This is a genomic window from Winogradskyella litoriviva, assembly GCF_013249065.1.
GTDB lineage: Bacteria > Bacteroidota > Bacteroidia > Flavobacteriales > Flavobacteriaceae > Winogradskyella > Winogradskyella litoriviva.
In genome coordinates this window covers 119871-138095 of sequence record NZ_JABRWQ010000008.1, presented here as the reverse complement: position 1 = coordinate 138095, position 18225 = coordinate 119871, and the positions used below count along the sequence as shown (strand labels likewise).

Genomic DNA, 18225 nt, shown 5'->3' with positions numbered 1-18225 from the left:
CCACCTTTAACTAATGTATTTTAAAAACTATATCAGTTATATTATAGTATTAATTTTTGTGTTTTTTCATCAGAATTGTTTGGCGCAAACAACTTCATATTCTAAAAATTCATCCTTATTTTTTATCCCAGAAGTTCTTGTTGGCAAAACATTAGAGGCCAACACAGATTTCCCTAAAACTAAACTTCAAAAAAATCTATTTTTTAGTATAGGATGGCAAAATTTTAATAACCACAAAGAATGGAGTAAACGGCTAAACTACCCTAAAACAGGAATTTCTTTTGGGTATTCTGATTTTGGTAATACTACACAAGTTGGGCTCGCTTATAGTATTTTACCATTTATTGAATTTTCATTTTTAAAAAAATGTAAAGATGGTTTAAACTTGCAAATTGGCTTTGGTAGTTCTTATATGGATACGCAATATGATGAAACAAGCAATGAATTTAATAGAGCAATTACTACTAAAATCAATTGGTCTTTTCGGTCATTTTTTTATTACGATGCTATTAAATCTAATATAACAAATTGGCGATTTGGCATTGGTTTTTTACACCATTCTAATGGTCACACAAAATTACCTAATCAAGGTTTAAATTCTGTTGCTGCAAGTATTTCAGCAAAAATAGATAGTAAAACTCAAACGGCTTCAACTATAGAAAAACCAGATTATAACACTAAATCTCAAAGCTATGTTGCTTTTAGGTTTGGTTTAGGGCAAAACGTTTTATCCACTAAATTTAACTCTAAAAAGGAAGTGTACTCTGTTTCTGCTTCAACCGGAAAAATAATCAATAATACTTTTAAATTTGGTGGTGGAATTTATTATAGAGTTTATGAGCATTATTACGATTATATAAACAATAACGAAACTTTAATTGCAGAACAATTTCCGCATTTCACAAAAAACCCTTTTGGTTATGCAAGTGCATTTGGTCTTTTTGCTTCCTCAGAACTATTAATAGATCATATTGGGTTTGAATTAGATTTAGGACTAAACATTTACAAACCTTTCTACAAAATAGACTGGAAATTAAATCAAGGCTATTCTTTTGAAACTAGCAATAATGAAACTATTGAAGTTTTGGGAGAACTCGATTGGTATTACGAAATAAAACGAACCATTTCCGCAAGAATGGGCTTAAAATATTACTTATGGTCTACTAACAACGCACCAAAACATAACATTTATGTTGGAGCTCATCTTAACGCTAATCTAGGTCAAGCAGATTTTACTGAATTAAACCTTGGCTATGTGTATCGTTTTAATTTAAAAGAAAAAAACAACTGTCATGACTGATAAAGAATTACATCAATTAAAATTTCCAATTGGCGAATTTGAAAAACCAGAAATTATAACCAATGCACAAATTAAAACTTGGATAACTTCTATTGAAACTTTGCCCAATTCCATAATTGAGGTAACTAAAAACCTCAACGAAAACGAACTAAACTATAAGTACAGACCAAATGGTTGGAGCATAAAACAAGTTGTTCACCATTGTGCAGATAGCCATATTAATAGTTTGCTAAGATTTAAATTGGCACTAACAGAAGATTCACCTACCATTAAACCGTATTATGAAAATCGCTTTGCCGAATTAATTGACTATACAGAACCTATTGAAGATTCCATATCCATATTAATTGGCATCCATAAAAAACTTGCAGTATTACTTAGAACCCTTAACCAAGAGGAGTTAAAACTAGAATTTATTCATCCAGAACATGGTAAACGCTTTACCTTAGAAGAAACTATAGGAATATATGCTTGGCACAGCAATCATCATTTGGCACACATTAAACAAGCGCTAAAATTTAAAGAACTGTTTAATTAAAAAACCCTGAATAAAAAATTCAGGGTTTCAAACATTTTAGTTGGCACATAACTAAGGTCTGCCATTTACAGTATTTTCTTTTTCGCGTTGTTCTTGTTTTTCAATATTCTTTTTAATTTTATTAATTGCAGATTCAATAGATTTATCTGGTTCAATTAAATTGTATTCTCCCCAAAAATTAGGGTCAGAAAAACCAGAAATTGCATCTGTAATTATCACTGTAGGTCTTAACTTATCTTTATTTTTTATACGCTTATCATCTTTATTTACTTCCCAATCTGTTACAGCCATTTCACTAGATAAGGTGTAAACTTTATTAAATAGCTCTCGTTTTTTATTTACTTTAAACTTTAAACTTAAATTAGAATAACTATAATACCAAGTATTATCCTTAGCCTTATAATCTACTTTATACAGCGCTTCTAAAGGGTAAACCTCAATATCGCTTGGCTTTTTTCTAACTAATAAATTTTTAGATTTCTTTATATCGCTTAAATCTAAAGCGTAATTAGCACTAACTAAGGCTAAAGTTTCTACATCAATAAAAAGCTTACCGTTATAATTTACTTTTAAATCGTTTTTTCTAGGTTTAAAATTTACAACATATACATCTTTATTATTTACTGTAGTTGGCGCATCAAAATTAAACTGATATGCGTTAATACTCTCTTCTGTAAAAATATATTCTGGGTATTTCATTACATCTAAATAGATAGTAGAGAAAGGACCACCTTGCAACTTTACAGACACAGTATCTAATCTTTTGTAATCTGTACTTTTTCTTGCCTTACCTAATTGTATAGCGTCTCGACTGCTAGAACCATTAGGCTCTTTTAAAATATTCACTACAGCTTCTGTAAGCGATACATTTCTACTTCTACGTTTTATGGTTTCTCTGTAAAAAGCTGTCATAAATACAGATTCGTTCTGAAAATTCTTATTCTTATCATCAAATACTTTTCTTACTAAACCTTTAGCATCCTTAAATGCAGAAATACTAACAGCAGATAATTTGGTTATTGCAGCATATAATTTTATCGTAGTATTTCCACTAGCCAATTCAGACAAAGGCACAACATAAGTGTTATAACCTAAAAGTGAAACAACAACTTTAGAATCTGAATTACTTAGAGGAACTTTTAAAATAAATTCACCTTCAGAATTTGAAATGGTTCCGATATTTGTTCCATTTATATTTAAACTGGCGGCTTCTAGAGTTTTATTGGTTTGCCCATCTATAACCGTTCCGGTATATTCTACAAAATCTGTTTGGGCATTTAGAGAAAAGAACAATAAGAACACTGAAATAACTGTACTTACATAAAGTTTTAAGGGATGTAATTTTTTCATAACATTAGTTTTAATTTAGCAATTTTTATTCTTACTAAGATACAAAAAAGGGATTTGAGTTCTAAAAAATGAATATATAAAACCGTAAACAATTATTATTATTCACTTTTTTGATTTCCTAAAAGCCGATGGTTTTTGACCAGTAAACTTAGTAAATGCCTTGTAAAAAGTCACTTTATTATTAAAACCACTTTCTAATGCTATTGCTTCAATTTTATAGTTTTTATATTTAGAGTCGTGCAAGTATTGCTTAGCAATTTCAATTCTGTGCTTATTAACGTAATCGTTAAAATTCTCAGAAATGAGTTCTGAAAATGTCTGTGACACATGGTGTGGCTTTTCATTTAACATTGCGCTTAATTCTGAAATATTAAAATTTCCCTTTAAAAAAACCTTATCGTTTATAAATGCTTTTTCTATTTTAGAACGAATTCTTTTCATATCATTATTACTAAGATTAGACCCAAAATATTTCTTTTTTATCTGCACTAAGAAAAGAGGATTTTTTACCAAAAAATACCCAACGCCAAAAATTAAAAATGTAAGAGCTACGTAGTACCATGCAAAATCTCTCCAACTATTTGCATAATAAGTTAAGTAAGAAATTAAAATAGAAGAACAAACATACGCTACAACCAAAAACAATGCATATTGAAGTCTATTTGCTGATAGTTTAGATTGATTAAAGAACAAATAAATGGAAGATCCAACAGCATACAATAACGTTTGAAATGCCAATACATAATTCCAAAACATGGTTCTAGACAAAAAATTGGCTTCAATATATGCACTTCTAACATTGCCTTCCATGAGTAAGACATCACCATAACCCAACCAAAAAACTACAATTGGTATTAAATGCAATACATCAAGTATTCGTATTTTCTTTTTGTTAACTATGAGACATTGTAAATGAACAAAAACCAATGGACCAAACAGAAATGCGATTTCATAATAAAACCAACTTCTAAATTGTGGGTAAACATTTACCAATTTACCAGAACCAAATAAAAATAATACAATATGAAAACCGACTAGAGCAATAAGTAAAGACAAGGTTAAACTTCTGAGGTTTTTAGTTTTAAAAAAAACACCTCCAGCTACAAAAAACGCAACAAATACTTGAGCAAATAATATGTATCTAACAATATCCAACAAACACAAATTGATTGGATACAAGTTAACCTTTATTTTTCAGTTACTAAAAAACCGCAAATTGGTTTATAATTACATGCGCTCTGGAACTTTAATCCCTAATACCTGAAAAGCATTTTTAACGGTTTGGCTAACCAACCTAGATAATTCAACTCTAAAACTCTTTTCTACCTCTAAATCTGCACCAAAAATGGATACATTCTGATAGAAAGAATTAAACTCCTTAACCAAATCGTACGTGTAGTTTGCAATTAAAGCAGGACTATGTTGTTCTGCCGCATTTTGAATAATTTCTGGAAACAGCTCTAATTGTTTAATCAATTGCTTTTCTTTATTATGCATAACAATTGTGTCATTAACAGAAGTTGAAGCAATATTATCGGCATCTGCTTTTCTTAATATAGACTGAATTCTTGCATACGTATATTGAATAAAAGGCCCAGTATTACCTTGAAAATCGATAGACTCTTTTGGATCAAACAGAATCCGTTTTTTAGGATCTACTTTTAAGATGTAGTATTTTAAAGCACCTAAACCAATGGTTTTATACAGTGCTTTCTTTTCGTCTTCATTGTATTCTTCTAGTTTACCTAAGTCTTTAGAAATTTCTTCTGCTGTATCTGCCATTTCTTGGATTAAATCATCCGCATCTACAACAGTACCTTCTCTACTCTTCATTTTTCCGCTTGGCAAATCTACCATTCCATAACTTAGATGAAATAGATTTTTCGCCCAATCGAATCCTAATTTTTTCAAAATTAAGAACAACACTTTAAAATGGTAATCTTGCTCGTTACCAACGGTATAAACCATACCACCAACATCTGGATAATCTTTGATACGCTGAATCGCTGTACCGATATCTTGTGTCATGTAAACCGCAGTTCCGTCACTACGCAATACAATTTTTTCATCAAGTCCATCTTCAGTTAAATCACACCAAACAGAACCATCTTCTTTCTTAAAAAAGACACCCGTTTTTAAACCTTCTGCAACAAACTCTTTACCTAATAAATACGTATCACTTTCATAGTAATAAGTATCAAAATCTACACCTATATTTTTGTATGTTACTTCAAAACCATCATAAACCCATTGGTTCATTTTTTTCCAAAGCGCCACAACCTCTTCATCTCCAGCTTCCCATTTTATAAGCATTTCTTGGGCTTCTAATAATAAAGGTGCATTCTTTTTTGCGTCTTCTTCGGATTGGCCTTGAGTAACTAACTCTGCAATTTCAGCTTTATATTCTTGATCAAACTTTACATAATAATTCCCAACTAACTTATCGCCTTTTAGAGTTTTAGATGGCACTTCACCTTCTCCAAATTTTTTGTAAGCCAACATACTCTTACAAATATGAATACCTCTATCGTTAATAATTTGGGTTTTGTAAACTTTTTTACCCGAAGCTTTTAATATTTCAGCAACGCTATAACCTAAAAGTACATTTCTTACATGTCCTAAATGCAAAGGTTTATTAGTGTTTGGCGAAGAATATTCTACCATAACCGCTTTATCATCCTTATGCTCAACAAAACCATAATTCGTTTTATCTTTTACAGACTGAAAGAAATTTAGGTAATAAGAATCATTAATTTCAATGTTTAAAAAGCCCTTTACAACGTTAAATCCTTTTACCAACTCAACATTATCTAGCAAATACTGACCTACTTGTTCTCCTATTACAGCAGGATTTCCTTTTACCACACGCAACATTGGGAACACAACTACTGTAATATCTCCTGCAAACTCTTTTCTTGTAGCTTGAAATTCTACAGATTCTATTTCCGATTGAAACAATGCTTTAATTGCTGCTTTTACATGTAATTCTAAAGTCTCCTGAAGCGTCATAATTCTGTTATCTTTTGGCATTTTAAAACGGTTGCAAAGATATAAGTTTTATTGTTTTATAAAGATTCTATAATCACATAATTATTTTACATTTAAAATAACACAAATAAACAACTAAACAACTAGTAATCAAATACCTATAATAAACATGCATTTCATCGAGTAAAGTGTAATACTACCAAGATTTTAACCGTTCATCGAAATCCATAATTTAAATATTAATTTATTCAACCGTTCGTCTAATATATTCGTATTAAATCCTAATTATTAGCATATTTGTTAACATAATGGCACTTTTGAATTGCTATTAATATAATGTCCCAAACATTGATGAAGCTTAATGATGAAACTTTAACCAAGTTGTTATTGTTTAGTGTTAACTTACTTTTTATTTCCCTCACTAAAAGTTTTTCGCACCAAAACAGCACAATACGTTTAATGCTATATTAAGATGAAGCAGATACTAACATTAGCTGCTTGTCTTTTGACGTTTGTTATATTTTCTCAAAACGAAAAAATAGACGAACTAACAGTTCAATTAGCATATATGAACGCAGACTCCACAAAAGTGGACAAGTCTCTTATGCTTATTAATGAACTTTATACCATAAAAGATTATGACAAAGCATTGCTTTATGTTAATCAGACTCTAAAACTTTCTAAAGAATTAAATTACACCAAAGGTCTAGCAGAAAGCAATTATTACAGAGCTATAATTTACGCTGAACGTAATGATTACTTTAATGCCATTGATAATTACAACAAATCTAGAGAACTGTTTTTGCATATCAACGATACCATAAGCGTTGCTAAAGTAAGTAACAGTATTGGACTGCTTGAAATTAAACGTGGTAATTACGCTGTTGGCTTACAAAACTCACTATCTGCTATTTCTATTTTTGAAAAACAAAATTTAAAAACAGAACTAAGTACTGCATATAACAATTTAGCCGAAGCCTATTTTAAAACGCACCAAATCGATAAAGCAATTGAATTTAATTTTAAAGCTTTAGAAGTAAGAAAGGATATAAAAGACAAAGAAGGTATAAAAACCTCTACAAAAAACATTGCAGAACTTTACTCTTTACGCAAGGAACATAGAAAAGCAATAGAATACTACGAAAAAGCTTTAGATATATTAAACCCAAAAACAGACCAAGATTTAAGAGGTGAAATTCTGCCTAAGTTAGGGAGTGAGTATTTACGCTTTAAAGAATATGATAAAGCATCAGAATATTTAGTTGAAGGTTTAAAATATAATAGAAAACAAAAAAACAAAGAAGGCCTCTTAAGAGCTTTAAATGCTGTAGGAAATTTAAATCTTCAGAATAAAAAGGTAAAGCTTGCAGAAAAACAATTAAATGAAGCCTATTCTATTGCACAAAAAATTGATAATAAAACAGAGCTTTTAGAGAATTACAAACTGCATATTGCATTAGACTCTACTCGTGGCTATTTTCAAAATGCTTTCTTTTGGCAGAATAAATTTTATACCTTAAAAGACTCACTTTCTAAAATTAATCAACCCGTTTTTCCAACAAGCGTTGACCCATTAGATTTAACAAATGAAGAACATCCTTCTGAAAAAAAATCTGATTTAGATACAAACCAAGAAACCAACCAACCCGAAATTAAAAATTCTTGGAATGACAATGCACTTATTATATACGGTCTTATAGGAGCCTTAGCGTTAGCACTAGCATTTTTAGTTTATAGTTCTTTAAAAACAAAATCACATAAAGAAGAGTTAGAAAAGCAAAAAGACATATTAGCACAAGAACAGATTAGAACCGAAGCAATACTAGAACAAACACATCATTTAGAGGAAGTTAACCAAGTAAAAGACAAACTTTTTTCTATAGTATCTCATGACCTTAAAGATTCTATTTCTTCAATAAAAGCATTTTTAGATTTATTAAAAGAAGACAGTATTTCTAAAGATGAATTCTACGAATTAATCCCTGAATTAAGTGAAAATGCCAACAATGCAAACTCGCTTTTATATAATTTATTAAACTGGTCTAAATCTCAACTACAGAACTTAGAACCAAAACCTGAATTGTTTAATATTCAAGAAGTTTTTGATACTAAGATTGCTTTAGTAGAACAAAAGGTCGAAGATAAACACATTGTACTTATTGATGAATCTCAAAGCGGGTTTGTTTATGCAGATCGCAGCATGGTTGAAATTGTTGTACAGAATTTAATTACCAATGCCGTAAAATTTAGTAGAACAGGTGATGTTATTACTATTTCTAACCAAGAAGTAGATGGTAAAACATTAATTTGTATTGAAGATACAGGTGTTGGTATTGCTAAAGAGAATATTGACAAATTATTTGCTTCTCATAAAAACTTCACTACTGCTGGTACTAAAAATGAAAAAGGAACAGGTTTAGGATTAACTATTGCTAAAGATTTAGTAGAACTTAACAATGGTAAAATTTGGGTAGAGAGTATCCAAAATGTAGGCAGTAAATTCTTTGTAGAATTGCCTAAAGCAGCTGCAAAAGGTTAGATTATTTTTGACTATATTGTACTTCTAAAATTTAATCTTAATGAAGCAATTTCTACCTTTTATCATTATTTTATTATTTATCTACAATTGTAAAAATGAAACCAAACCTGAGGTGAAAGAAGACAAAGAACTAAAAGAGTTATTTGCTTTAATGCAAGGTTCTTTTAATTCAGCAATTCAAGCAGAAATTGATTCTACCTATTACAACATATCATTACACATGTATCCTATTTGGGAAGACAAAGGGAACTTTCTTTATGTAGAACAGGCCTTAAGTAGTGCACAAAACAAACCTTATCGTCAGCGTATTTACGAAGTTAATAGAGCTTCAGATAGTACATTTAGCTCTGCTATTTATAAACTCGATGCAGATTCACTTTGGATTGGTAAATGGAAAAATCCAAAATTATTCGATTCAATTTCATTAAAAGATATTGCTCTAAAGGAAGGTTGTGAAGTTATTCTACATCGAATCGCTCCAAATCAATTTATTGGAAAAACTGGAGATAAAACATGTATAAGCACCATGCGTGGAGCATCTTTTGCGAGAAGTGAAGTTGAAATATTAGAAGATAAAATAATATCTTGGGACCGTGGGTTTGATTCTAATGGCAACTATGTTTGGGGTGCAGAAAAAGCAGGCTATATTTTTAATAAGATAGACTAAAATTAAAGTCTAAATTTTAAAAATAACAATTTCTAAATCTCAAAGTGTTGGCCAATTAAACGTATCTATACTATTTAGATATAAAGCTAAATTAATAGAATATACCTTATTCTTTCGGCAAAAACACCTCTGCCATCATACAGCGAGCACTTCCTCCTCCACAAGTTTCAATGGTTTCTAAAGAACTTGATAATATTGGGCAATGTTTTTCTATCGCTTTAATTTGTTGTGGTGTTAAACTATTATGAGCGGCCTCACTCATTACTAAATAGCGTTGATTATTTGCACCTCTTACCTGTAGCATATTGCCAGCAAAGTGACCCATTTGAGCTTCGGTTATAGAAATAATTTCTTTGCCATCTTGCTTTAAATGTTTTACTACATTTTTACGCTCTTTTTTGTCATCAATAGTATCTAAACATATTACCGCAAAGTTCTCAGCAATACACATCATTACATTAGTATGGTAAATTGGTAATCGCTTTCCGTCTACCGTTTGGTTGGCAATGAAAATCACAGGTGTATATTCAAAATCTTCACAAAACTCAATAAATAAATCTTCATCTGCTCTAGGAGATAATGCACAATACGCTTTTCTATTAACACGATCTAGCGCAACGCTTCCGGTACCTTCTAAAAACACACCTTCAAGCTCTGCCGACGTATAATCTACGATATTCTCAATTACAAACCCTTCTTCTTCTAATCTAATAAATACTTCATCTCTGCGTTCTCTTCTTCTGTTTTCAGCAAACATTGGATATGTTACAACATCTCCATTACTGTGAAAACTCACCCAGTTATTAGGAAAAATAGAATCTGGAGTATCCATTAATTTATCATCGCTTTCTACAATAACATTAACACCAACGGCTCTTAATTTTTGTACAAAAGCATCAAATTCTTCTTGAGCTTTAGTATTAATTTCAGTATTTTTTATCTTTAAATCTTCCTGAAAATAATTATTAACAGCGGTTTGCTCATTCATCCTGAAATTTACAGGCCTAATCATTAAAATAGAATTTGTAGTTTGTTGCATTTAGCTTAGTAATTTTTTTTGCAAAGTTACCGATTTTATTAACTACAAAAACAATAAAATCATTGGTGTTTTTCTATCCAGCTCAATGCCTCTAATCTAGTGCTAAAGGTTTTAATATTCCAATTATTAGATTTGTTAAGTGCAATTAAAAACTCTGTAGATTTTTTACCGTTAAAGCCTTCTACGGTAACTGCCATAAGATTAATTTCTTCTAGATTACCAATTTCCTTTTGGGCTCTAAAAGTATAGGTATAAGGATATTTCTTATTAATTAGTAGAGAAAAAGGAGCCGTTAAATGCTTTAATAGAAAATTATGGTACTCATATACCATTTCTATATCTAACAAAACACCTTCATTTATTATAACTTCTGCAAGATTGTCTTTAAGAATGATAATTTCTCCAAAGCTTAATTTATATGTTTTCATGCCAATAAATATAATTATATATTTAAAGAAAATATGTTGAAATGAAAAAAATCCTAATCTTAGTACTTGTTATATTCTCTTGCAACGACAAATCAGAAAAGCAAACTACTGAAAAAAAAAGTATTGAAACGGACTTTATAACTGTATTTGAGAAAAGTGATGGTTTAGAAACTGCAACATATCAAGAAACCATTAAATATTATGAGGAGTTGGCTGCGTATTATCCAGAAATCTCAATACAAGCTATTGGTGAAACCGATTCTGGCAAGCCGTTACATATTATCACCTTAAACATCAATGGCACTGATACTAATTATGAAAACATTAGAAAAAACAAAAGAGTTTTACTAATTAATAATGGCATTCATCCAGGAGAATCAGATGGTATTGATGCAACGATGATGCTTTTTAGAGATATTGTAGACGGAAAAATTGAAGCTCCAAAAAACACAATAATAGTTACCATACCTATTTATAATATTGGTGGAAGTCTAAACCGAAATTCTACAACACGAACCAATCAAAACGGCCCAACAGAATATGGCTTTAGAGGTAATGCTAGAAATTACGATTTAAATAGAGATTTTATAAAATCAGACTCCAAAAACGCAAGAACTTTTGCACAGATTTTTCATTTAGTTCAACCAGATGTTTTTATTGATAACCATGTTAGTAATGGCGCAGATTACCAATATACGTTAACACATTTATTTACGCAGCATAATAAATTAGGTGGTAATCTTGGTGAATTTATGCATTCTGAAATAATGCCAACATTAGAGCAAAAACTAAAAGCTAAATCTTGGGACATTACACCTTATGTTAATGTGTTTAACAGAACTCCAGATACTGGGTTTACGCAATTTCTAGACACACCAAGATATTCTACAGGTTACACAACCTTGTTCAATACTTTAGGTATAATGATAGAAACACATATGCTAAAACCATACAAACAACGTGTAGTAGGTACCTACGAATTAATGAAAAGCATGATTGAAATCACCGAAGAACAAGGTGATAAAATTACACAACTCAGAAAAGAACAATCTAGTTTATGGTCAGCAGGTAAAAGTTATCCTTTAAAATGGACTGTAGATACAACAAAAACAACTAAACTAAGTTTTAAAGGTTTCGAAGGAGAAATGATTCCGAGTGACCTTACAGGAGCAAAACGGTTAAAGTACGATCGGTCAAAACCATTTACCAAAAACGTTACTTACAATAATTACTTTAAACCTAGCGAAGAAATTAAGATACCTAAAGCATATATCATTCCGCAAGGCTGGCATAATGTAATCGACTTATTAAAGTTGAATAATGTGGCATTTTTACAATTTAAAAATGATACTATAATAAATGTAGAATCTTATAAAATTGGAGCATTTGAAACTAGAAAATCGCCTTATGAAGGTCATTATGCGCATTATAATACAACCGTAAATTCTTCAAATAAAAAGCTAAGTTTTAAAAAAGGCGATTTTTTAATTAGTACAAACCAAAAAGCTATGCGATATTTATTAGAAACATTAGAGCCATCCGCACCAGACTCGTTTTTTAACTGGAATTTTTTCGATACTATTCTACAACAAAAAGAAGGTTTTTCGCCTTATGTTTGGGAGGATAAAGCAGAACAACTTTTAAATGAAAACCCTAAACTACAAATGGAATATAATGTAAAAATAAGCTATGATGAAGACTTTGCTAATAATTGGTATGCACAATTAGATTGGCTACATAAGCAGAGTAAACATTACGAAAAGGCACATTTACAGTATCCTGTTTTTCGCGTTAATTAGAACTTACAATTGTGAAACTTTTCAAATATCTTAGGCTAATGTCTAAGATAAGTCACTTTAGCATACTAAAGTCTCTTAAGCTAAACATACCATCAAAAAAAATTAAAATATTTATTTTATATCCAATGTAAAACCAATCAAAAAATAGTATAATTTTGTTTAAATTTTAATAGCGTAACGCGCTCTAAATGAACAAATACATTGTTGTAAATCAACCTGAAAAATGGAACTTTTCAATTGATAAAATTACAGTAATTTCCTCCCAAGATTATCTTACAAACCCGAAGTATGCCCTTTTAAAAAATGCTCGAATATTTAATTTGTGTAAGGACTACTCGTACCAATCTAAGGGTTATTACGTTTCCCTTTTGGCAGAAGCTAGAGGACATTTACCAATTCCGACTACAAAGAATATTGTGGATCTTAAAGCCTTAAAACTCGTTAGAATTGTTTCCGATGAGTTTGATGATGTTATTCAACAAAGCCTTAAAAATATAAAGTCGCAAGACTTTACCCTGAGTATTTACTTTGGACAAAACGTCGCTCAGAAATATAAAAACTTAAGCACCTTATTTTATAAACATTTTCAAGTGCCCTTTTTGAGAGTAAATTTTAATCATACCACAAAATGGAACATACAGAGCATAAAGGCGATTTCAGAATCTGAAATTCCTGCAGAACACATATCTAGTGTCCATGAGTTTGCCAATCAGTATTTTGCAAAAAAACGCTATGATACAGCAAAAGTTGCCAATTACGATTTTGACTTAGCGATTTTGGTAAACCCAAAAGACCCTGCTCCTCCAAGCAATCCTAAAGCCTTAAAAAAGTTTATAGAGATTGCTGAGAAAATGAATATCTATGCAGAAATTATTGAGCCTAAAGATTTGTCGCGCTTATCCTCTTTTGATGCGCTCTTTTTAAGACAAAGCACTGAAGTTAATAATGAGGCTTATACGTTTGCCAGAAAAGCACAACAAGAAGGTATTGCTATAATTGATTATCCTGATGCTATATTAAAATGCTGTAACAAAGTTTATATGGCAGAGGCAATGAACAATGCAAATATTAGCACTCCAAAAACGGTCATTGTACATAACAACAACCGTAATTCAGTTTTAGATCAAACAGGATTACCTTGTGTATTAAAAGCACCAGATTCTACATTCTCTTTTGGAGTAAAAAAAGCTAAGACCAAAGAAGAATTTGATGTTTTAGTTACTGAAATGCTAAAAGAGTCAGATTTAATAATCGCACAAGAGTTTTGCCCTTCAGACTACGATTGGCGCATTGGTATTATAGACAACAAGCCCTTTTACGCTTGTCGCTATTATATGGCAAAAGGCCATTGGCAGATTTACAACTGGAAAGCCACAGACAAAAACGAACAAGATGGCGATGCAGATTGCTTACCTATTGAAGATGTCCCAAAAGATGTGATTGATATGGCTTTAAAATCAGCAAAATTAATGGGCTTAGGTCTTTATGGCATTGATATTAAAGTGGTGGACAATAAATTAATGGTTATAGAAATTAACGACAATCCAAACATTGATTTTGGTGTTGAAGATGAATATTATGGCGATTTGATTTATACCGAAATTCTTTCAGCATTAAAAAAACGATTAGATTAAAACATGACTAAAAAATATCACCTTTTCGAAGTTTACGGCATTGAACTCGAATATATGCTCATTAAAAACAACAACTTCAAAGTCGCGCCACAAGTAGATAAACTTTTAACTCTAAAAGCTGGCGAATTAAAAGCAGATATAGAAAATGGAGACATTGCTTGGAGTAACGAACTTGTAGCGCATGTAATTGAATTAAAAACTAATGGCCCAGCAAAAAGTACTGATGATTTGGCTGAGAAGTTTTATAGTAATATTTTAGAAATCGATGCACTTTTAAAACCGTTAAACCTGCAACTTTTAGGTTCTGCTTCGCATCCTTTAATGAATCCAGATACAGACACGCAACTATGGAAACATAGTTATAGTGAAGTCTATGCACTTTACAATACTATTTTTAACTGCAAAGGTCATGGTTGGAGCAACGTACAAAGTACACATATTAATTTACCATTTTACGACGATATAGAATTTGAAAAACTGCATGCAGCCATACGTATAATTTTACCATTATTGCCAGGGCTTTGTGCAAGTTCACCGATTTTAGAAGGGCAAATTACAGGTTTTAAAGATACCAGATTAGAGTTTTATAAAACCAACCAAAAGGAAATACCAGAGTTAACAGGAATGGTGATTCCTGAGCGTGTGTTTTCGAAATTAGATTATCATGCTACGATTTTAGAGCCAATTAAAAAAGCGATTCGTCCTTATGATAAGGAAAAAATTTTAGATCAACATTTTTTAAATTCTCGCGGTGCAATAGCACGATTTGATCGCAATGCGATTGAGATTCGATTAATGGATATACAAGAATGTCCTAAAGCAGATATTGCTATTTGTGCATTGGTTATTGAAGTTTTAAAAGCCTTTATTAATAAAAAATTCTCCACGCTAAATGCTCAAAAACTATGGACAAAAGAGGACTTGTTTCCTATTTTTAATGATGCTATAAAATACGGAGAAGATTCTATAATTGAAAATGAAAAGTATATAGAATTATTCAATTTAAAGGGGTCTACAAGCATAAAAAACGTCTGGCAACACTTATATGAAAACGTGAAATCAAAATTAAACAAATCGCATCATGAAACTATTGAACTCATTTTGAAAGAAGGTACATTGGCAACGCGATTATTAAAAGCAGTTGGCAATGATACATCTGAAGAGCATATTATTTCAGTTTATAGAAATATGCAAAACTGTTTAAAAACTAATGAACTATTTAAGCCGTGAAACTAGTTTTAACTTGTGAGCATGGTGGAAATGAAATTCCTTACGCTTACATAAAATACTTCAAAAATAAAGCGATTTTAGAAACACATCGTGGTTATGATTTGGGAGCTTTAGATATGTTTCAAACTTTAGTACCATTGTGTGATGCAACCTATTTTAGTACAATATCTCGTTTGTTGGTTGAGCTAAATCGCTCTTTGCATCATAAGAATCTGTTTTCAGAATTCACAAAAAACATATCTCAAAGTGAGAAAACTGAAATAATACAAACCTATTACTTACCATACAGAACCGCAGTAGAAAACAACATTCAACGTTATATTGCTAAAGGCGAAGCTGTACTTCATTTATCTATTCATAGTTTCACATCAGTTTTAAATAGTGTTGAAAGAAATTGTGATATTGGTTTGCTGTATGATTCATCTAAAAAACCTGAACAACAATTTTGTAAAGATTTTAAGGCTGAACTTAAAAAACAAAATTCTAACCTAAAGGTAAGGTTCAACTATCCATACTTGGGAAAAGCAGATGGGTTTACTACTTATTTGCGAAAACAATTTTCTGACAATTATATAGGAATTGAAATTGAAGTTAATCAGAAATTTACTAATGAAAATAAGATAGATTTAGCATTTAAAAATGCTATTTTTAAAGCAATCCATTGTATTAAAAGCAAGAGTTAAGCATTTTAAAAGGTTGCCTTTGTTAAAATTTTCAGCAACCATAGACTATGGTTTGATATAAGTCATTAAAACAGAAACATATCATTAAAGTAGGTATTATTTGAAATAAATTTAAATAGAAATTATGAGCTATTACTTTTACAAAGTATTAAAAAGTAAAAGCTTATAGAAAGCAATAGTGCAAGTAACGGCCGAATTGAAAAAAGACTTTAAAAAACAAAATAAATGTTGATTTTAAAAACCACATAATTTTAGAAGCATGCAATCCTCATTTTGCATATAAAGCATTGTAAATTGAAGATAAAATAGGTGTTTTGTTACCATGTAATGTAATTGTGGAAGAACATTAAATTGGAGAAATTGAAGTTTCTGTTGTAAACCCAATCGCTTAGATAGATGTAGTTGAAAATAAGGACTTAGGAAATCTTGCATCTGAGGATTAACAAAAACTTATCAATGTAATAGAGAACTTGAATTAAAAAACGCATTACAACTAAACGTATAACTTACGCTGCGCAAAAACATAACAGAAAAATATTAACTTTCAACAAAGAATGATTTACATCTGAATCTGACTAACCACTGATTCCATAAAACTCATCATCGAACATGTTAAACGAATCTAAACCAAAACCCGAATATTCGCATAACTATTCTCCAAAGCCTTTTGAGTTGCCTTTGCATCTAACCACTCTACTTTAGTAATACCTTCATTCTCTTGCGGAAAGAGTTGACCATCAAAATCAGTTTTCATTTCAAACCAATAAGTAATTTTTATTCTATGCTTACCATTACGTTTAAAAATATGGTAGGTAGTTGGTAACTGTTTTGTGATTTGTAAACCTTTAACACCTGTCTCCTCTTCTACTTCTCTAGTAGCAGTTTCTTCTATAGATTCTTTTCGCTCCGCTTTTCCTTTAGGTAAATCCCATTTATCGTTACGGTAAATAAAGAGAATTTCATTTTTTGCATTATAGGCTTTTCCACCTCCTGCAACCACATTAGGCAAAAGTTTTAAGAATTTTTTTAAAAGTTTGTCTGGATTTTTATGAACTAAATGAACCGCCTTTAATTCTGTTTTATTTAAGGTTTTAATAACCTTACCAATATTAACAGAATTTAATAGATAGGTTTTAAAATCCGTCTCTTTTTGTATTTCAGTAGTTAAAATAATAGGCTTATCACCTACATAAATAGTGTACATCGCTAGGGTTCTTTTCCTTTGGAACTGTAAATTTATTATTTTTTACGAGAAACCATTTGAAATGAAATTTATTTTCAAATTAAATTTTCTAACCTCTAAATTATATTATTTTTGTATTATGATTTTCAATAAAGATACAGCAAAAAAAACAGCAGAAGTATTACTTCAAATTAATGCTATAAAATTACAGCCTAACGACCCTTTTACATGGGCTTCTGGCTGGAAATCACCAATTTATTGTGACAATAGAATTGTACTTTCTTATCCACAAATTAGAAATTACATAAGAGAAACCATTGCCAAAAACATTGAAGAACTCTACGGAAAACCAGATGTAATAGCAGGTGTGGCAACAGGAGCAATTGGTATTGGCGCATTGGTAGCAGAATATCTCAATCTTCCGTTTGTTTATGTAAGACCTGAGGCTAAAAAACATGGTCGCCAAAACCAAATTGAAGGCTATATTGAAAAAGGGCAAACCGTAGTTGTTGTAGAAGATTTAATAAGTACAGGTATGAGCAGTCTTAATGCCGTTAAAGCCTTAAACGAAGCAGAAGTGCATGTTAAAGGTATGGTTGCCATTTTCTCTTATGGTTTTGATATTGCGACAAAGAACTTTAGCGATGCTAATGTAGAATTACACACTCTTGGAAACTATGAAAACTTACTAGAACAAGCTGTAGAAACCTTCTATATTACAAAAGAACAGCAAGACGTTTTAGCTCAATGGAATGCAAATCCCAGTAAATGGAACGCTAATTGATATACAATTGCTACTTTAATCTTTGAGAAAAATCGAATTGTTGAAAAAAATTAACATTCTAAA

Annotated in this window: 16 protein-coding genes; 10 read left to right on the top strand and 6 right to left on the bottom strand. The window is 30.7% G+C overall.

All coding sequences use genetic code 11. The features are described 5' to 3' along the window. The first annotated feature begins 13 nt into the window (after window positions 1-13). Together HNV10_RS16395 and HNV10_RS16390 are read left to right on the top strand one after the other, a co-directional pair. Entirely contained in the window at window positions 14-1300 is a 1287-nt protein-coding gene (locus HNV10_RS16395) for an acyloxyacyl hydrolase (protein WP_173302470.1), read from the top strand. Further along, on the top strand, window positions 1293-1838 hold the full coding sequence (locus tag HNV10_RS16390) for a YfiT family bacillithiol transferase (protein ID WP_173302469.1): 546 nt from the start codon (window positions 1293-1295) through the stop codon (window positions 1836-1838). The genes HNV10_RS16395 and HNV10_RS16390 overlap by 8 nt, the downstream gene beginning before the upstream one ends. Before the next feature lie 51 nt (window positions 1839-1889). On the opposite strand, the gene HNV10_RS16385 is transcribed toward HNV10_RS16390, so the two are convergent. The 3 genes from HNV10_RS16385 to argS all read right to left on the bottom strand — a co-directional run bounded on the left by HNV10_RS16385 (window position 1890) and on the right by argS (window position 6197). After that, entirely contained in the window at window positions 1890-3188 is a 1299-nt protein-coding gene (locus HNV10_RS16385) for a carboxypeptidase-like regulatory domain-containing protein (RefSeq protein WP_173302468.1), read from the bottom strand. A gap of 102 nt (window positions 3189-3290) precedes the next feature. Next, window positions 3291-4343 (bottom strand): helix-turn-helix domain-containing protein, encoded by a 1053-nt coding sequence (locus HNV10_RS16380; RefSeq protein WP_173302467.1) that lies wholly within the window; start codon window positions 4341-4343, stop codon window positions 3291-3293. A 72-nt stretch (window positions 4344-4415) separates the two neighbouring features. Continuing rightward, the gene (gene argS, locus HNV10_RS16375) at window positions 4416-6197 is read right to left on the bottom strand and encodes an arginine--tRNA ligase (RefSeq protein ID WP_173302503.1); all 1782 of its coding nucleotides are present in this window, start codon (window positions 6195-6197) and stop codon (window positions 4416-4418) included. A 451-nt stretch (window positions 6198-6648) separates the two neighbouring features. Between argS and HNV10_RS16370 the strand changes: the two genes are divergently transcribed. Together HNV10_RS16370 and HNV10_RS16365 are read left to right on the top strand one after the other, a co-directional pair. Further along, window positions 6649-8715: a tetratricopeptide repeat-containing sensor histidine kinase gene (locus HNV10_RS16370; RefSeq protein WP_173302466.1), complete on the top strand. Its 2067-nt coding sequence runs from the start codon at window positions 6649-6651 to the stop codon at window positions 8713-8715. Between the two features lie 40 nt (window positions 8716-8755). After that, window positions 8756-9382 carry a chromophore lyase CpcT/CpeT gene (locus HNV10_RS16365; protein WP_173302465.1) on the top strand — a complete coding sequence of 209 codons (627 nt, stop codon included), beginning with the start codon at window positions 8756-8758 and terminating at the stop codon, window positions 9380-9382. A gap of 106 nt (window positions 9383-9488) precedes the next feature. Here the strand turns inward: HNV10_RS16365 and ctlX are convergent, their stop codons facing one another. Further along, a complete protein-coding gene (gene ctlX / locus HNV10_RS16360; RefSeq protein WP_173302464.1) occupies window positions 9489-10421 on the bottom strand; it encodes a citrulline utilization hydrolase CtlX in 933 nt (310 codons plus the stop codon). A 59-nt stretch (window positions 10422-10480) separates the two neighbouring features. Further along, window positions 10481-10849 carry a hypothetical protein gene (locus HNV10_RS16355; RefSeq protein WP_173302463.1) on the bottom strand — a complete coding sequence of 123 codons (369 nt, stop codon included), beginning with the start codon at window positions 10847-10849 and terminating at the stop codon, window positions 10481-10483. Between the two features lie 41 nt (window positions 10850-10890). Here HNV10_RS16355 and HNV10_RS16350 point away from each other — a divergent pair, with 41 nt between their 5' ends. The 5 genes from HNV10_RS16350 (at window position 10891) to HNV10_RS17335 (ending at window position 16488) form a co-directional block, all read left to right on the top strand. Next, a complete protein-coding gene (locus HNV10_RS16350; RefSeq protein WP_173302462.1) occupies window positions 10891-12648 on the top strand; it encodes a M14 family metallopeptidase in 1758 nt (585 codons plus the stop codon). Between the two features lie 188 nt (window positions 12649-12836). Next, window positions 12837-14282 (top strand): RimK family protein, encoded by a 1446-nt coding sequence (locus tag HNV10_RS16345; protein WP_173302461.1) that lies wholly within the window; start codon window positions 12837-12839, stop codon window positions 14280-14282. Window positions 14283-14285: 3 nt separating this feature from the next. Further along, window positions 14286-15512 carry a glutamate-cysteine ligase family protein gene (locus HNV10_RS16340; RefSeq protein WP_173302460.1) on the top strand — a complete coding sequence of 409 codons (1227 nt, stop codon included), beginning with the start codon at window positions 14286-14288 and terminating at the stop codon, window positions 15510-15512. Continuing rightward, entirely contained in the window at window positions 15509-16195 is a 687-nt protein-coding gene (locus HNV10_RS16335; RefSeq protein WP_173302459.1) for an N-formylglutamate amidohydrolase, read from the top strand. Before HNV10_RS16340 ends, HNV10_RS16335 begins: the two co-directional genes overlap by 4 nt. A 221-nt stretch (window positions 16196-16416) precedes the next feature. Beyond that, window positions 16417-16488: a hypothetical protein gene (locus tag HNV10_RS17335; RefSeq protein ID WP_317166906.1), complete on the top strand. Its 72-nt coding sequence runs from the start codon at window positions 16417-16419 to the stop codon at window positions 16486-16488. Between the two features lie 329 nt (window positions 16489-16817). Here the strand turns inward: HNV10_RS17335 and HNV10_RS16325 are convergent, their stop codons facing one another. Beyond that, window positions 16818-17399 carry an NUDIX hydrolase gene (locus HNV10_RS16325; RefSeq protein ID WP_173302458.1) on the bottom strand — a complete coding sequence of 194 codons (582 nt, stop codon included), beginning with the start codon at window positions 17397-17399 and terminating at the stop codon, window positions 16818-16820. A gap of 118 nt (window positions 17400-17517) precedes the next feature. On the opposite strand from HNV10_RS16325, the gene pyrE reads away from it, so the two are divergent. Further along, window positions 17518-18162 carry an orotate phosphoribosyltransferase gene (gene pyrE, locus HNV10_RS16320; RefSeq protein ID WP_173302457.1) on the top strand — a complete coding sequence of 215 codons (645 nt, stop codon included), beginning with the start codon at window positions 17518-17520 and terminating at the stop codon, window positions 18160-18162. Window positions 18163-18225: the final 63 nt, after the last annotated feature.

Excerpts from the sequence above, each read along its gene's own strand:
- HNV10_RS16340 (WP_173302460.1), top strand. The coding sequence starts at position 14,286 with ATGACTAAAAAATATCACCTTTTCGAAGTTTACGGCATTGAACTCGAA.
- HNV10_RS16355 (WP_173302463.1), bottom strand. The coding sequence starts at position 10,849 with ATGAAAACATATAAATTAAGCTTTGGAGAAATTATCATTCTTAAAGAC.
- HNV10_RS16390 (WP_173302469.1), top strand. The coding sequence starts at position 1,293 with ATGACTGATAAAGAATTACATCAATTAAAATTTCCAATTGGCGAATTT.
- HNV10_RS16395 (WP_173302470.1), top strand. The coding sequence starts at position 14 with ATGTATTTTAAAAACTATATCAGTTATATTATAGTATTAATTTTTGTG.
- HNV10_RS16370 (WP_173302466.1), top strand. The coding sequence starts at position 6,649 with ATGAAGCAGATACTAACATTAGCTGCTTGTCTTTTGACGTTTGTTATA.
- HNV10_RS16385 (WP_173302468.1), bottom strand. The coding sequence starts at position 3,188 with ATGAAAAAATTACATCCCTTAAAACTTTATGTAAGTACAGTTATTTCA.
- HNV10_RS16325 (WP_173302458.1), bottom strand. The coding sequence starts at position 17,399 with ATGTACACTATTTATGTAGGTGATAAGCCTATTATTTTAACTACTGAA.
- pyrE (WP_173302457.1), top strand. The coding sequence starts at position 17,518 with ATGATTTTCAATAAAGATACAGCAAAAAAAACAGCAGAAGTATTACTT.
- ctlX (WP_173302464.1), bottom strand. The coding sequence starts at position 10,421 with ATGCAACAAACTACAAATTCTATTTTAATGATTAGGCCTGTAAATTTC.
- HNV10_RS16350 (WP_173302462.1), top strand. The coding sequence starts at position 10,891 with ATGAAAAAAATCCTAATCTTAGTACTTGTTATATTCTCTTGCAACGAC.
- HNV10_RS16345 (WP_173302461.1), top strand. The coding sequence starts at position 12,837 with ATGAACAAATACATTGTTGTAAATCAACCTGAAAAATGGAACTTTTCA.
- argS (WP_173302503.1), bottom strand. The coding sequence starts at position 6,197 with ATGACGCTTCAGGAGACTTTAGAATTACATGTAAAAGCAGCAATTAAA.
- HNV10_RS16365 (WP_173302465.1), top strand. The coding sequence starts at position 8,756 with ATGAAGCAATTTCTACCTTTTATCATTATTTTATTATTTATCTACAAT.